Here is a 14538-nt window from a genome sequence, read left to right as displayed (position 1 = left end):
AACCGCAGCTAGCGAGGTAGTCATGTACGCAGTAATCAAGACCGGTGGCAAGCAGTACCGTGTTGTCCAAGGTGAAACACTCAAGATCGAAACCGTTGCCGGTGATGTCGGCGGAGAAATCGTGCTGGACAAAGTGCTGGCAGTCGGCGACGGCGCAGGCATCAAGATCGGCAAGCCGATGCTGGAGGGCGCCACAGTCAAGGCGACCATCATCTCCAACGGCCGTCACGACAAAGTGACCATCTTCAAGATGCGCCGCCGCAAGCACTACCAGAAGCATCAGGGACATCGTCAAAACTACACCGAGATCCGCATCGACGGCATCTCCGCTTAATAAAGGAGCTATAACATGGCATCGAAAAAAGGCGGCGGCAGTACCAGTAACGGCCGCGACTCGCACTCGAAACGACTCGGCTGCAAAAGCTACGGCGGCGAACTGATCAGCGCAGGCAGCATCATCATCCGTCAGCGCGGCACACAGGTTCACGCGGGCGACAACGTCGGCATGGGCAAGGACCACACACTGTTCGCAAAGATCACCGGTACGGTGCAATTCGCGACCAAGGGCGCTCTGAAGCGCAAGACGGTCAGCATCGTTCCCGCTTGATACCGGCGAACAGCTAGAATGAGCCCTATCGCGAGATAGGGCTTTTTTATTTGCCCTCCGGCATCACAGAACGAATAGCGCAGGACATACATGAAATTCATCGACGAATCGAAGATCGAAGTCATCGCGGGCAACGGCGGCAACGGTGCGGCCAGCTTTCGTCGCGAGAAATACATCACCAAGGGCGGCCCGGATGGTGGCGACGGCGGTCGCGGCGGTAGCGTGATCGCCGTCGCCGATCGCAACATCAATACGCTGGTGGACTACCGTTTCGCGCGCATGCACCGCGCCAGGAACGGCGAATCGGGACGCGGCGCCGACTGTTATGGCAAGGGCGCCGACGACATCATCCTGCGCATGCCGGTCGGCACCGTCATCACCGACATCAACACCGGCCAGGTCATCGCCGATCTGGCGCTGGACGGCGAGCGGACCATCCTCGCCCGCGGCGGCGCGGGCGGCCTCGGCAACCTGCATTTCAAATCCAGCACCAACCGCACACCGCGCCAATGCACGCCCGGCGAAGAAGGCGAACGGCGCGAACTGCAACTGGAGCTGAAGGTGCTGGCCGACGTCGGCCTGCTGGGCATGCCCAATGCCGGAAAATCCACATTCATCCGCGCCGTGTCGGCGGCACGCCCGAAAGTGGCAGACTATCCGTTCACCACGCTGCACCCCAACCTGGGTGTGGTGCGCGTCTCGGAAGAGCGCAGCTTCGTCATCGCCGATATTCCCGGCCTGATCGAAGGCGCGGCGGAAGGTGCCGGACTCGGCCACCAGTTCCTGCGCCATCTGGCGCGCACGCGCTTGTTGCTGCATCTGGTGGATATCGCCCCGCTGCACGAGGGAACTGACCCGGTGCAGGAGGCGCACGCCATCCTCAACGAGTTGCGCAAGTATGACGAGGCGCTGTATGAAAAACCGCGCTGGCTGGTACTGAACAAACTCGATCTGCTGCAGAACAAGGAAGAGGCGGTACAGGCCTTCCTCAAGGAATTCGGCGAGGACACACGCTGGTTCGCCATCTCCGCCATCAATGGCGAAGGCTGCAAGGAACTGACCTACGCCATCATGGAGCATCTGGAGCAGGTGGCGCGCGCCGAGCAGGATGCGGTCACCGAAAGTGCTCAGGAAACCGAGATCGATATCCACGACCCACTGGTATGAGACACACACTCACCCAAGCAAAACGAATCGTCGTCAAAGTCGGCAGCAGTCTGGTCACCAACAGCGGTGCCGGACTGGATCTGACTGCGCTGAACAATTGGGCCAGGCAGATCGCCGCCTTGCGCGCGAGCGGTTGTGAAGTCGTGCTGGTCTCTTCCGGTGCCATTGCCGAGGGCATGCAGCGCCTGGGCTGGAAGCAGCGCCCCAGTGCCGTGCACGAACTGCAGGCCGCCGCCGCCGTCGGCCAGATGGGGCTGGTACAAGCCTACGAGAGCTGTTTCCGCCAGCATGGTTTGCATGCCGCGCAAGTGCTGCTGACCCATGCCGACCTCGCTGATCGCGAGCGTTATCTGAACGCCCGCTCCACCCTGCGCAGCCTGCTCAACCTGCGCGTCATCCCCATCATCAACGAGAACGACACCGTGGTCACCGACGAGATCAAGTTCGGCGACAACGACACGCTGGGCGCACTGGTGGCCAACCTGATCGAAGCCGATGCGCTGATCATCCTCACCGACCAGACCGGCATGTACACCGCCGATCCGCGCAAGGATGCAAGCGCAACGCTGATCAGTGAAGCGACGGCAGGGACCCCCGAGCTGGAAGTGATGGCGGGCGGCGCGGGTAGCCACATTGGACGCGGCGGCATGCTCACCAAGATACTCGCCGCCAAACGCGCGGCGCGCAGCGGCGCACATACCGTCATCGCTTCCGGACACGAGACGGATGTGTTGTCGCGCCTGCTGCAGGGGGAATCCATCGGCACCCTGCTTACCGCCAGTGCGCTTGCGCTCGATGCGCGCAAACAATGGCTGGCGGACCACCTGCAAGTCAGCGGCAAGGTCATGCTGGATCCCGGTGCGGTACGCGCCCTGTGCCAGGACAAGAAGAGCCTGTTGCCCATCGGCGTCACGCAGGTCAGCGGCGATTTCCAGCGCGGTGCCGTCGTCGCCGTGCTGGATGCAGAAGGCAGGGACATCGCCAGAGGCCTGGTCAACTACAGCGCCGATGAAGCACGCCTCATCGCCAGAAAAGCTAGCAGTGAGATCGAAAAGATACTGGGCTACGTGGACGAGCCGGAGTTGATACATCGGGACAACCTGGTTCTGCTTTGAAAAGCAGAACCAGGTTGCGGTGCAGGCAAACATGAACGCAGTGAATGTTTAGCCACGAAGTGGCGGCCGTCACCACAATCCAGTATTGCCGCGACGGCAGCCCGTGGCATCACTCGTGATGCGTCAAAACACAGGACTCGCTGTCAGACTCGATCTGTATCGTGGCATGTTCGATGCCAAAGTCATCATGCAAGGTCTGCATCACGCTGCACAAAAACGCGTCCCCGGCATGCCCCTGTGGCATGACCAGGTGCGCAGTCAGTGCCACCTCTGAAGTACTCATCGCCCACACGTGCAAATCGTGCACCGCCGCGACGCCCGGCAAACCAGACAGGTAGGTCCGCACTTGCTCCAACTCCACCGATATGGGCACACCGTCCAGCGACAGGTGCAACGCCTGCCGCAACAATCCCCAGGTGCCCAGCAGGATCACCAGCGCGATGAGCAGACTGATGAACGGATCCAGCCAGAACCAGCCCGTCCACAGGAACAAGGCGCCCGCAGCCACCACGCCGACCGAGACCAGCGCATCTGCCGCCATATGCAGGAAAGCCCCACGCAGGTTCAGGTCCTGATGGTCGCCAGACATGAACAACCATGCGGTCACGCCGTTGACCAGCACACCCATCGCTGCGACGACGATGACCGTCATGCCCTGTATCGCCACCGGGTGCGCTAACCGGTCGAATGCTTCCCATGCGATAGCGCCGACGGCGACCAGCAGGAGCAGCGCGTTGAACAGCGCCGCCATGATGGTTGCGCGACCGAAACCGTAGGTGTGGCTGTGACTAGGACGCAGACGGGCCAGATAGTAGCCCCCCCAGGCCAGCAGCAGCCCCAGCACATCGCTCAAGTTGTGACCGGCATCGGACAGTAGCGCCAGCGAATCCACCATCCAGCCGTAGAACGCCTCGACCAGCACGAACAACACATTGAGTGCGATGCCTATTGCAAAGGCACGGTCGTAATTCGCGGCATGGGCGTGCGAGTGGCTCATGTCTGCTTTCATTGGTGCCGCACGGCCCTCTATTCCAGCCAGCCTTCTATCTTGCGGCGATCCGGCACCCCGCCTGCATGCACCACCTTGCCATCAATGACCACGCCCGGCGTGGACATGACGCCATAGCCCATGATGGCCGCGATGTCTTCCACTTTTTCCAGCGCCACCTCCAGCCCTTTCGCCTTGGCGACCTCGTCGATCAGTTTCAGTGTGGTCTTGCAATTGGCGCAGCCTGTGCCGAGTACCTTGATGTTTTTCATGTCACGCTCCTCCTGTAGTACCGACAACTAACAGCATGACTGGCCGGATGCGGTCGGGCTGCAACATGCAGCTTGCTCCGGCTGCGCCTTGGCGGGCCTTGTATCGCCCAGACGCTCGGCCAGTGCCAGATCGAAACTGGCATCGAGCTTCTGCGCTGCCTCGTCGCGGATATGTCGTGCGATCTCGATCACTGTCTCGATATGTTGGTGCGGCACACCATATTGCTTGAGCCGGTCTATCTTGCACAGCCCCTGTTTGGGGTGATTGGATGCAATATCCGCCGCCAGCGACACCAGCGCGACGATGGATGGATGCAACTCCGCTTCATTCATAATAATCCTCCAGTTTGAAACTACTGTTCACAGCAAGCCGTCAAGATTATTGAACAGCATGCCGGTCACCACAAAAGCCGTCGCAAGGTAGGCCGCAAACAGCGCCAGCAGCGGCCACTTCACCACTTTGCGCAGTATCAGCATCTCCGGCAACGAGAGCGCGACCACGGCCATCATGAACGCCAGCACTGTGCCCAGCGGCACGCCCTTCTGCAGCAACACCTCGGCGACAGGGATGATGCCGACCGCATCCGAATACAGCGGCACGCCCACCAGCACCGCGACGATGACCGAAAGCAGACCGCCATCACCCGCTATGCCCACGATGAACTCCTTCGGCACATAACCGTGCATCAGCGCACCGACACCCACGCCGATTAGCACATATTTCCAGATACGGCCGACGATCTCCTTGACCTGTGCCCAGGCATACTCATGACGCAGCTTGAGCGTCATCACTTCCGTTTCAAGTTGTGCATCGCCCATCTTGATCTGCCACACATACTCCTCCACCCAGCGCTCCGGTTTGAAACGCTCCAGCACGAAGCCGCCGATCAACGCCACGCTCAATCCGCTGACCACATAGATCAGCGTCATCTTCCAGCCGATGACGGTGGCCAGCACGACGATCGCCACTTCATTCACCATCGGACTGGCGATCAGGAAAGACAGCGTGACACCCAGCGGGATGCCCGCCTCGACGAAGCCGATGAACAACGGCACCGAAGAACAGGAGCAGAACGGCGTGACCGCGCCCAGCCCGACTGCCATGAAACGCGAGCTGATATTGCCGCGCTTGCGGATGAATTCGCGCACCCGTTCCGGCTTGAGCAGCGCGCGCAGCAGCCCCATCACGTAGATGACCAGCGTGAGCAGCACCATGATCTTGCTCACATCCATCACGAAGAAATGCGCGGCATCGCCAAGCTGGCTACCGCGCATGCCTGCCATATCGTGGATCAGCCAGTCGGCCATCATCTCGAACATATCAATGTTTTCCTGAAGCTTCGTACCAACCCTGACTACGATTCACGATATACACCACGCTCAGCATCACCGGCACCTCGATCAGCACACCGACCACCGTCGCCAGCGCAGCACCAGACTGGAAACCGAACAGGCTGATGGCGGCCGCGACAGCCAACTCGAAAAAGTTGCTGGCGCCGATCAGTGCCGAGGGACCGGCCACACAATGCGCCTCACCCGCCCGCTTGTTCAACCAGTAAGCCAACGCGGAGTTGAAATACACCTGGATGGTGATCGGCACCGCCAGCATGGCGATGATCAGCGGCTGCTCGACGATGGCCTCGCCCTGGAAAGCGAACAGCAACACCAGCGTCAGCAACAAGGCAGAGATGGAGAGCGGCCCGAGTGCCTCCAGCGTGCGCTGCAACGCGGCTTCACCGCGCGCCAGCAGCCAGCGACGCCACAGCTGCGCCAGCACCACCGGGATCACGATGTACAGCAGCACCGAGGTCAGCAAGGTGTCCCACGGCACGATGATGGACGATATCCCCAGCAACAGAGCCACCAACGGCGCGAAAGCGAAGATCATGATGGTGTCGTTGAGTGCGACTTGCGACAGCGTGAACAGCGGCTCGCCGTTCACCAACCGACTCCACACGAACACCATCGCGGTGCAGGGTGCGGCGGCCAGCAGGATCAGTCCGGCGATATAGCTATCCAGCTGTTCCGCTGGCAGGTACGGCGCGAACAGCTGGCGGATGAACAGCCAGCCAAGCAAGGCCATCGAGAACGGCTTGACCGCCCAGTTAACGAACAGGGTCACGCCGATACCGCGCCAGTGCTTCTTCACCTCGTGCAGCGCGCCAAAGTCGATGCGTAGCAACATGGGGATGATCATCACCCATATCAGCAGGCCGACCGGGATGTTGACCTTGGCGATCTCCAGCCCGCCCAGCCACTGGAAAGGCGCGGGCATGAACTGCCCCAGCAGCACACCGACCACGATGCACAGGAACACCCATACGGTCAGATAACGCTCGAAGATGCTCATGACATCAGTCCTTGGTTCGCCCGATCTCGTTCATCTTCTCTTTCAGGGTCAGCTTGTCCAGCTTGTCGATGGGCAGGCTCAGGAACAACTGGATGCGGCGCGTCAGCTGGTCGGCCGCTTTGTTGAAGGCTGCGCGGCGCGCTTCGTCTCCTTCGACATGCGCCGGGTCAGGGATGCCCCAGTGCGCGGTCATCGGCGAGCCGTACCAGACCGGGCAAACTTCGCCCGCCGCGTTGTCGCACACGGTGAACACAAAATCGAATTCCGGCGCGCCGGGCGCGGCGAACTCGTCCCAGCTCTTGCTGCGCAAGCCTTCGGTACTGAAGTCATTGGCGCGCATCCATTCCAGCGCGCAGGGATTGACCTGACCGGCAGGTTTGCTGCCCGCGCTCCAGGCCTTGAAGCGGCCTTTGCCCAGTTTGTTGAACAACACCTCACCCAGGATGCTGCGTGCGGAATTGCCGGTGCACAGCACCAGTACGTTGTATGTCTTTTCGCTCATTTTCATTTCCTTTGTGTTTAACATGTTTTGTCACCGATGCCGCAATCCGCGCCACCGCAACAATTCTCGGTCAGGTAATCCACCATGCCGTTCATCACCGTGAAGTTCGCCGCGTAATACACGAACCTTCCGTCCTGCCTGCTTTCCACCAACCCGGCATGGCTCAGCGTCTTGAAATGGAATGACAGCGTCGCCGGTGACACCTTTAATTTTTTCGATATCTGCCCGGCGGCCATCCCTCCAGGTCCCGCACTCACCAGCAATCGAAAGATCGCCAGCCGCGTGGTCTGCGCCAACGCAGCCAGCGCCTTAACAACTTGTGCCGGTTTCATCATTATTCATTTCCATTGTTAAATGATTATTAAAATAATAGCGCGATTTAAACAGAGGCGGCCGGATATATCAAGCCCGCGACCGCTCAGTAGAAACGGAAGGAATAGAACAGATCGATCGCATCTTCGGTACCGGTGCGGGTAACCAGCGTGATGCGTGGGGTGAGGGTATAACTGAACTTGGTCAGCCCGCCGACATCGGACAAGCCCTGTTCGTAACTCAGGTAGGCGCGCGACGACAGCCGTTTGCCGACAGTGAAAACCTGGTTCTCCAGCGCATCGCCGGTCTCGCGCTGCCGCAAGGACAGTTCATCCACGCCGATACTGCGCCCCAGCTGGCCGACCGATTGTCCGCCCAGCAGATTGCCTGCTGCCGCGAGCAGCAGGGAGGAATCGATGCTTCCGCTCTCCGGGACGCGACCCAGCACGATCCACGAGAGCTTCTCCGCATCCGGCACAGCAGGTGTGGAAACCAGCCTCGTCACAGGGTGCCTTGCCGTACCCGTGACTTCGATACCAGCCTCGACCGATAGATCCTTGCGCAGCGCGAGGATGTTCAAACCCGGGTCTTCCGGCGGCCCCTGGAAGTTCACCATGCCCCGCTCGACCGTCAGTCGCTGGCCGTAGGCGTTGAACACACCATCCTGGGTGGCGATGATGCCGGTGGCCTGCAAGGGCGAGCCCGCCTCGCCCTGCAGGTGCAACTGCCCCGTCAGGCGCGATTCCAGGCCGGCCGTGCGCAGGTAGAAATGCTCGCCCAGATCGAAGCCGGCATCGATATCGTAGGCCAGCGCGTCTTTCTCGATTTCCGATCGACCGCCGATCCTGACATCATCCGACCAACGCGGCTTTCCCGTTTCGATCTGTGCCAGCAATCCCGCATCGGCACGGATATCGCCGCGCAGATTCAGGGTGCGGCTGGCATAGCCGACATGGCCCTCGCCGGAGACGATCAGCCAGCGATCCCCTCGCTGCACCAACGGCAGCGACTGCGCGCGGATCCGCAGGTCGCTGTCACCCCCTTCCAGATCGATGCGTCCGCTGGCGCTCAAACGACCGGCAGTCCCCGGAAAATGATATCCATCCAGCAATTTGTCGTCGGGCTTGGGCTGATAAGGCGCGACGAAGGCCAGCTCCTCGATATGCACTTGGTCCGTCTCGAAACGGGCTCGCAGACTGCCTTGTTCCAGGTTCACGCCCTGGTCCAGCAATGCCATGCGCAGCCCCTCACCATGGAGGCTACCCTGCAGGCGCGGCACGCCGAAGGTCCCGCGCAGATCCGCGTCCAGCGCCAGACTGCCACCGCTTTGCAGGTTCTCATGCAACACCGGGCCGATCCAGGCGAGGTCCTCGCCATGCAACGCCACATGACCGGCCAGTGGTGCGTCATTGGACACGGCCCAGCGCCCATCCTGCAAGGACAACGGCAACTCGACCCGTGCCGCCACTTCGCCCAGCCGAGTTCCGCTCGCGTCCAGCTGCAGCGACAGTACGTCCTGCACGACACCTATCGCTAGGCGCAGTTCGCTCAAGCCCAACTGCAGACCGGTCTGCGCATCGACCATCAGATCGCCGCTCTCGCGCCGGATATCGGCATGCCCCCGCCAGTGCGCATCGGATGTGATGTCCCAATCGCCGCCGAAGCGCAGCATGTCGAACGAAGATATTGGCATGAACTGCTGCAAACCCACGGCCTGCGCACCCAGCCCGCTGAAGCGCCCCGTACTGCGCCACCCCTGCTGCGCCCAGTATGTGTCCTGCAAGGTCACTTCAGCACCGCCGAGCGCGAAGCGTGCTGCACCCAATCGCACCTTGCCCGGCGCGATGGACAATTGTGCCGGTGCCTGCAAACGCAGCGGCACCACCCCCTCCGCTTCCAGCGCACCCAGCTCACCCAGCCATTGCCACGCCGCATCCGCCTCGCCGAATCCGCCACTGGATTCAAAATGCCACCGCCCCAGCGGCTGCTCGTTGTGCACCAGATTCGCGCTGCCATTCAGCGTGTGCTGCGCGCGACTCCCGGCCGCTTCCATGCGCAGCTCCGTTATCCCCAACCCGCTTCGGCTACGCACCCCGGATGCGCTCAGTTGCATTGCCAGCATGCGCTCGTCGTATCGACCACCGGCATCTATCTGCTCGATGCTATCCCCATTTGGCAGCACAAGGTTGATGCCGCCGAGCGTGAAGGTGACGGCGGGTTCCGCCAGACTGCCGATCAACTCGGCCTGACCGGATAAGCGCCCACGCATCGCCCCGCCCAGTTGCTCCAGTCTGGGCGCATCCAGCATGAACCTGAAATAGTCCGCCGCCGTGCCATAGGCCAGCTCGGCGTTGAGGGTGTTGTCCCCGATGCGGAGCTCTACTTCGCCATCCGCCTGTTGCTTGCCGCTGAAATGCAGCTGTCCGTTGCCCTCGATGCCATAGCGTGAGAATCGACTCGGCTCCAGTTCGAAATCGAGCGCCACCTCGGGCTTCGGCATCAGGCTGCCCGAGGCGTGGAGCGCGGCATTCAGGTCGGTCGGCGCACTGTCGACGAAGTCGCGCAGGTCCAGCCGGCGCAGATGACTGTCGAAACGGAACGAACGCATGCTGTCCAGTTTCAATTCGCCTTCCCCGGCCAGTTCGGTACTTCCCCTTGCGAAACGCAGGGCATGCAAGGTGACCGTATCGCCGCGACGGTGCAGACTGCCGTCGATGATGAGTCCGGCATCGGCCAAGCCCAGACTCATCTGCTGTTCACTGCCGGTACTACCCAGCGCGATCTCGCCGTGCAGGTCCATCTGCGGCGCGCGGCTGTCGATGGCGCTCGGATCGAAATCGCTCACCTGCAGACGCATGGCACCCTGCCCGGACTGCGGGCGCCAATCCAGCTCTCCGCTCGCATGCCCCTTCCTGCCGATACGCGCCTGCACCTCATAAAGTTGCCAGTAACGTTCCGACCAGCGCAAACGCGCCTGCAGGCTGCGCAAAGGCAAGCCCGCTTGATCCAGAGGGGCGTAATGCCGATTCTCGATGGATAGAGAACCTTCGAGTCTATCCTGCCCGGCCCCACGCAATTCGAGTTCACCATCGAGTCGCGCTGGCGGCGCTTCCGTATCCAGCCATTTTGTCGCCAGCCCCTTGAACCCGATCTGCGCATGCGCCAGCGGCACGCCGGCCAGCGGCAGCAACTGCGCACTCCCTTGCAGAGTCAACCCTTCGCCGCTGCCGTTCAACTGCACGTCCAGGTGCTGCAGATCGCCCTTAACCTCGATCTGGTAACTGGCGTTCATCGGCACGGTTGTCTGCAGTGCAGCGGTCGCCTGCGCCGCATACGGCGCTTGCGGCGCAACCTTGGCGGTAGCGACCAGATCACCGTATGCGGTGCGGGCACTCACCACCTGCAAACGATGGCCGTCGCCGTCGGCACTGAAACGTGCCTGCACAGCATCCACCTGAATGTCCGGCGGCCCATCCTCGCTGCTCGACACGTGCAAGCTGGCCACTTCAAGCTGCTCCAACTTGATGTCCAGCGGCAAGGACAGGCTTGCGGGCAATGAAGCCGCCTGCTCCGATGGCAGACTCAGCACATCCACGTTCTTTGCCTGCAGCTGCAGCAAATGGAGCTCACCACGCAGCAAGGCGGCGGGACGCCAATGCACCTCCACATCGCTCAGCGAGACGCGCCACCCTTCGCCGCGCAACAGCAGATGGCGCATGCCGAAATCCTTCAGCAGCGTACCGTGCTCGCCGTCGATCTCCAGCATATCTCCACTGAACTGTTGCACTGCACTGCTGACCCAAATCAATCCGGAGTGCGTCCCCAGCATCCAGCCACCCGCGACGGTGACCATTGCCGGCGGCGTGAGTGCGGCCAGCCACAACAATTGGCGCAACGAGGGAATGACGCGCCGGATGACCATCAGAACGCCACCGCGATCGCGAAGTGCACGCGTGTATCCGGCTCACCCTGGCCGCGTGCCGCATCCAGCGCCAGCGGCCCGACCGGACTGCGCCAGCGCGCGCCGAAGCCGTGGCCGCGATACCACTGCAGGGTCGGTGCCGTATCCGCCGCCGCCCCGGCATCGACGAACATGGCTGCCCCCCAGTTGCCGAACCAGCGCGTGTATTCGGCGCTCAGCGTGCTCATCGCCCGCCCGCCCACCACCGCACCGCCTTCCTGGAAACCGATGCTCTGATAGGCGAAGCCGCGCACGGTCTGCGTACCGCCGACGCGGTACAGGTATTCCTGCGGGATACCCAGACGCGTGGTAGAAGCGGTATAGCCCGCTTCGGCCCGCAGACTCAGCACATCGCGCGGGCTGAACGCTATCCATGACTGGTGGCGTGCATAGCTGCGCACGAAATCCTGGTCGGAGGCGAACGACTTGCTGGCACCGCCAATCTTGATCTCGGTCAGCGTTCCGTCCGTCGGTGCCAAAGGATCATCCACCACACGCCGGTACCAGTGCCAGTCCAGCACCAGCGCCTGGTCGGTCTCGCGGATGCCGCCCGTCGGCAGGCGCCGCTCCTGCTGCCAGTTGAGACTGATGCCGGTCTCGATACCGAACAGGTTGCGCGTGCGCGTGACACCGAACTTGTCGCGTCGCGTGACCAGCTCCTGGATGTCGGTGCGCTCGCCGCTGGCGCGCCACAACAGCCGGTATCCCAGCGGGTTGGGCGGCGTGTCCAGTGCCAGCGCGATGTTCTGCCGGTTCTGTTCCACCACGGCGGCACTGTTCAGCGTCCACGCCTGATCGAGGAAGTTGTAGCTCTGGTAGTTCAGCTCGTTGCGTATACCGTTGTTGGTGCTGTAACCGATACCGAACGAGAGCTTGCGCGACTTCGCCTCCACCACCTGGACCTGCACCGGTGCGCTGCGCACCACCTGCACGTCTCTGCCGCTCGTCCTGGCGGTATCCAGACTCACGATGATGGAGCTGAATTGCGGCAGCTTCTGCAACTGTGTCTGGAATTCCAGCAGCAGGCTGCGCCGGTATGGCTGGCCGGGTTTGAAAGTGCTGTGACGCTCGATCAGCAAAGGCTCGTAGCGCTCAAGTCCACGCACTTGCAGCGCCCCGAACTGATAACGCGGCCCGGAATCGATCACCACACGCAGCCTCGCGACACCCTGCTCGACATCGACCTCGGCCGCACTGCTGACCATGCGCGCGGCGGCATAATCCTCTTTGGCTACATCCGCCAGCAACTCCGCCTTGGCGCGTTCCCATGCCTCGGAACGGAAGGGCGACCCGACCGGCAGCGACCAGGCTTTGCGGATCTGTTGTGCGCGCTGGGCGGCGCTCTGCTGCAGATCCCCGCGCAGCTCGATGTCCAGTGCCCCGACCGTGGTACGCATCCCCGGCAGCACCTGCAATGCCACTACGCCGGCATTGCTCACCTCCTCCAAACGTACCCGGGCAGAAAAGTAGCCTTCGGTCGCCAGCAGCTCCGGTATCTCACGCTGCGCGCGGCGCACGAACACGCCACGCTCGGATTCGGTTGCCAGCAGTTTCTCGGGTAACTTGAAATGCTGTTTCAGCAGCGGACGCAGCACATCGGGAATATCGATGGTGACTGCCGGGTTATTGCCGGCCGCAAAGGATGGAGCCCCCCATGCGACGACGAGGAGCACCAGCAGCCATCGCCGCCAAACCGGCTGGTGCCGGCATGCGGAAGACTCACACTCCATCAGAACAAGGCGTGATTGAAAGCCAGGTGGGTGGCGATGCTGCACGCATAACCCAGTGCGATCACCGGCGTCCATTTAAGGTGCGCGAAGAAGGTATACACCCCCCGTGCCTGCCCCATCAGGGCCACGCCGGCCGCAGAACCGATGGACAGCAGCGAACCTCCCACACCGGCGGTCAGTGTGACCAGCAGCCACTGGCCGATGGACATGTCCGGCTGCATGGTGAGCACAGCGAACATGACCGGGATGTTGTCCACCACTGAGGAGATCAGCCCCACTGCGATGTTGGCATTGGTTGCCCCCCATGAGCCGTACATCACTTCCGAGATCATGGCCAGATAGCCGATGAAACCGAGTCCGCCCACGCACATCACCACGCCGTAAAAGAAGAACAGCGTATCCCATTCACTGCGCGCCACTTCGCGATAGATGTCGAACGCGGCCGGGCTACCGATCTCGCTGACCTGCTTCTGCGCGCGGCCGCTGGTGGTCTGGCGCAAGTAATAGGCGTAGAACTTGAGCACGCCCATACCGGTCAGCATGCCGATCACCGGCGGCAGACTGAGCAGGCTGTGGAAGCTCACGGCCAGCGCGATGGTTCCCAGGAACAGTCCGGCAATGACCAGCGCGCCGCGCTTCATCTCGATCATCTTGCCGCCGCCCGCCGGCTTGCCACTGGCGAGGAACAGGTGCATTACGATGGCCGGGATCAGCCAGTTGATCAGCGACGGCAGGAACAGGTTGAAGAAGGTCCAGAAACCGATCTGGCCGTTGCTGGCCATGATGTTCTTCTGCCACACCATCAGCGTGGTGATGTCTCCGAACGGAGAGAACGCGCCGCCCGCATTGGCCGCAACCACCACATTGATCAGTGCCAGCACCACGAACTTCGGATTATCCTTACCCACCGCCGTCACCACCGCCCCCATCAACAAGGCGGTCGTGAGATTGTCCGCCACTGCCGAAATGAAGAAGGCCAGCACGCCGGTCACCCAGAACAGCATGCGGTAGCTGAAACCCTTGCGGATCAGCCAGGAACGCAGCGCCTCGAACGCGTTGCGCTCATCCAGCGCGTTGATGTAGGTCATCGCCACGATCAGGAACAGCATCAGCTCGGCATACTCTTCCAGATTGTGACGCAGCGCGGCTTCCACCACATGCGGGATGTCGTGCCCCTGGTAATACCAGGCGATCAGTCCCCAGATGATGCCCGCCGCCAGCATCACCGGCTTGGACTTGCGCAGATGGGTGAACTCTTCCGCCATCACCGCCAGATAGGCGACGAAGAACAGCAGCAGGGCGGTTATCCCCACCCAGTGTCCGGTCAGATCAAGGCGTACTCCCTCAGCGGCAGCAAAGGCAGACAAAGGGGCGAGTGCGAATGCGAACAGGGCAAGCAGGCGATTCATGCGATTCCTCCGGCGATAAGCGGGCAACAAGATTTTCGACGCGGGATTGTACCTTACGCACGCGTTCATATCGCAGTGTGGGCGCGTAGAATGATGCCCGTATCCTGCCCAAAGACACGACATGT

14 protein-coding genes are annotated in these 14538 nt (G+C 61.8%); 4 read left to right on the top strand and 10 right to left on the bottom strand.

Features of this window, described 5'->3' with window-relative positions:
• Positions 1 to 22: 22 nt before the first annotated feature.
• The 4 genes from rplU to proB all read left to right on the top strand — a co-directional run bounded on the left by rplU (position 23) and on the right by proB (position 2889).
• Positions 23 to 334 (top strand): 50S ribosomal protein L21, encoded by a 312-nt coding sequence (gene rplU / locus ACYPYQ_RS03375; protein WP_459719666.1) that lies wholly within the window; start codon positions 23 to 25, stop codon positions 332 to 334.
• Positions 335 to 349: 15 nt separating this feature from the next.
• The gene (rpmA, locus tag ACYPYQ_RS03370) at positions 350 to 607 is read left to right on the top strand and encodes a 50S ribosomal protein L27 (RefSeq protein WP_459719663.1); all 258 of its coding nucleotides are present in this window, start codon (positions 350 to 352) and stop codon (positions 605 to 607) included.
• A gap of 90 nt (positions 608 to 697) precedes the next feature.
• Positions 698 to 1774, top strand: coding sequence for a GTPase ObgE (gene obgE / locus ACYPYQ_RS03365; RefSeq protein ID WP_459719659.1), 1077 nt, complete (start codon positions 698 to 700; stop codon positions 1772 to 1774).
• Positions 1771 to 2889, top strand: coding sequence for a glutamate 5-kinase (gene proB / locus ACYPYQ_RS03360; RefSeq protein ID WP_459719656.1), 1119 nt, complete (start codon positions 1771 to 1773; stop codon positions 2887 to 2889). The genes obgE and proB overlap by 4 nt, the downstream gene beginning before the upstream one ends.
• A gap of 109 nt (positions 2890 to 2998) precedes the next feature.
• Here proB and ACYPYQ_RS03355 read toward each other — a convergent pair whose 3' ends face one another.
• From ACYPYQ_RS03355 to nhaD, 10 genes are all read right to left on the bottom strand, one after another.
• Positions 2999 to 3886 (bottom strand): cation diffusion facilitator family transporter, encoded by an 888-nt coding sequence (locus tag ACYPYQ_RS03355; RefSeq protein WP_459719653.1) that lies wholly within the window; start codon positions 3884 to 3886, stop codon positions 2999 to 3001.
• Positions 3887 to 3915: 29 nt separating this feature from the next.
• Positions 3916 to 4149 (bottom strand): thioredoxin family protein, encoded by a 234-nt coding sequence (locus ACYPYQ_RS03350; RefSeq protein WP_459719651.1) that lies wholly within the window; start codon positions 4147 to 4149, stop codon positions 3916 to 3918.
• Between the two features lie 27 nt (positions 4150 to 4176).
• On the bottom strand, positions 4177 to 4482 hold the full coding sequence (locus ACYPYQ_RS03345; RefSeq protein ID WP_459719647.1) for a hypothetical protein: 306 nt from the start codon (positions 4480 to 4482) through the stop codon (positions 4177 to 4179).
• Positions 4483 to 4509: 27 nt separating this feature from the next.
• Positions 4510 to 5469, bottom strand: coding sequence for a permease (locus tag ACYPYQ_RS03340; protein WP_459719644.1), 960 nt, complete (start codon positions 5467 to 5469; stop codon positions 4510 to 4512).
• A 1-nt stretch (position 5470) separates the two neighbouring features.
• Entirely contained in the window at positions 5471 to 6499 is a 1029-nt protein-coding gene (gene arsB, locus ACYPYQ_RS03335; RefSeq protein ID WP_459719641.1) for an ACR3 family arsenite efflux transporter, read from the bottom strand.
• Between the two features lie 4 nt (positions 6500 to 6503).
• Entirely contained in the window at positions 6504 to 7001 is a 498-nt protein-coding gene (locus ACYPYQ_RS03330; protein ID WP_459719638.1) for an arsenate reductase ArsC, read from the bottom strand.
• Positions 7002 to 7018: 17 nt separating this feature from the next.
• Entirely contained in the window at positions 7019 to 7333 is a 315-nt protein-coding gene (locus ACYPYQ_RS03325) for an ArsR/SmtB family transcription factor (protein WP_459719635.1), read from the bottom strand.
• Between the two features lie 86 nt (positions 7334 to 7419).
• Positions 7420 to 11235 carry a translocation/assembly module TamB domain-containing protein gene (locus tag ACYPYQ_RS03320; protein WP_459719631.1) on the bottom strand — a complete coding sequence of 1272 codons (3816 nt, stop codon included), beginning with the start codon at positions 11233 to 11235 and terminating at the stop codon, positions 7420 to 7422.
• Complete coding sequence (locus ACYPYQ_RS03315; protein WP_459719628.1) at positions 11235 to 12947, bottom strand: autotransporter assembly complex protein TamA; 1713 nt, start codon at positions 12945 to 12947, stop codon at positions 11235 to 11237. The genes ACYPYQ_RS03320 and ACYPYQ_RS03315 overlap by 1 nt, the downstream gene beginning before the upstream one ends.
• 56 nt (positions 12948 to 13003) lie before the next feature.
• On the bottom strand, positions 13004 to 14413 hold the full coding sequence (gene nhaD / locus ACYPYQ_RS03310) for a sodium:proton antiporter NhaD (protein ID WP_459719625.1): 1410 nt from the start codon (positions 14411 to 14413) through the stop codon (positions 13004 to 13006).
• Positions 14414 to 14538 lie beyond the last annotated feature (125 nt).

Source organism: Sideroxyarcus sp. TK5 (assembly GCF_054601595.1).
Note: the sequence above shows the minus strand (reverse complement) of the source record. Positions and strands in the feature narration are given on the sequence as shown.

Bases quoted from the DNA above. Each gene is read 5' to 3' on its own strand.
- rplU (WP_459719666.1), top strand. From the start codon at position 23: ATGTACGCAGTAATCAAGACCGGTGGCAAGCAGTACCGTGTTGTCCAA.
- rpmA (WP_459719663.1), top strand. From the start codon at position 350: ATGGCATCGAAAAAAGGCGGCGGCAGTACCAGTAACGGCCGCGACTCG.
- obgE (WP_459719659.1), top strand. From the start codon at position 698: ATGAAATTCATCGACGAATCGAAGATCGAAGTCATCGCGGGCAACGGC.
- proB (WP_459719656.1), top strand. From the start codon at position 1,771: ATGAGACACACACTCACCCAAGCAAAACGAATCGTCGTCAAAGTCGGC.
- ACYPYQ_RS03355 (WP_459719653.1), bottom strand. From the start codon at position 3,886: ATGAGCCACTCGCACGCCCATGCCGCGAATTACGACCGTGCCTTTGCA.
- ACYPYQ_RS03350 (WP_459719651.1), bottom strand. From the start codon at position 4,149: ATGAAAAACATCAAGGTACTCGGCACAGGCTGCGCCAATTGCAAGACC.
- ACYPYQ_RS03345 (WP_459719647.1), bottom strand. From the start codon at position 4,482: ATGAATGAAGCGGAGTTGCATCCATCCATCGTCGCGCTGGTGTCGCTG.
- ACYPYQ_RS03340 (WP_459719644.1), bottom strand. From the start codon at position 5,469: ATGTTCGAGATGATGGCCGACTGGCTGATCCACGATATGGCAGGCATG.
- arsB (WP_459719641.1), bottom strand. From the start codon at position 6,499: ATGAGCATCTTCGAGCGTTATCTGACCGTATGGGTGTTCCTGTGCATC.
- ACYPYQ_RS03330 (WP_459719638.1), bottom strand. From the start codon at position 7,001: ATGAGCGAAAAGACATACAACGTACTGGTGCTGTGCACCGGCAATTCC.
- ACYPYQ_RS03325 (WP_459719635.1), bottom strand. From the start codon at position 7,333: ATGAAACCGGCACAAGTTGTTAAGGCGCTGGCTGCGTTGGCGCAGACC.
- ACYPYQ_RS03320 (WP_459719631.1), bottom strand. From the start codon at position 11,235: ATGGTCATCCGGCGCGTCATTCCCTCGTTGCGCCAATTGTTGTGGCTG.
- nhaD (WP_459719625.1), bottom strand. From the start codon at position 14,413: ATGAATCGCCTGCTTGCCCTGTTCGCATTCGCACTCGCCCCTTTGTCT.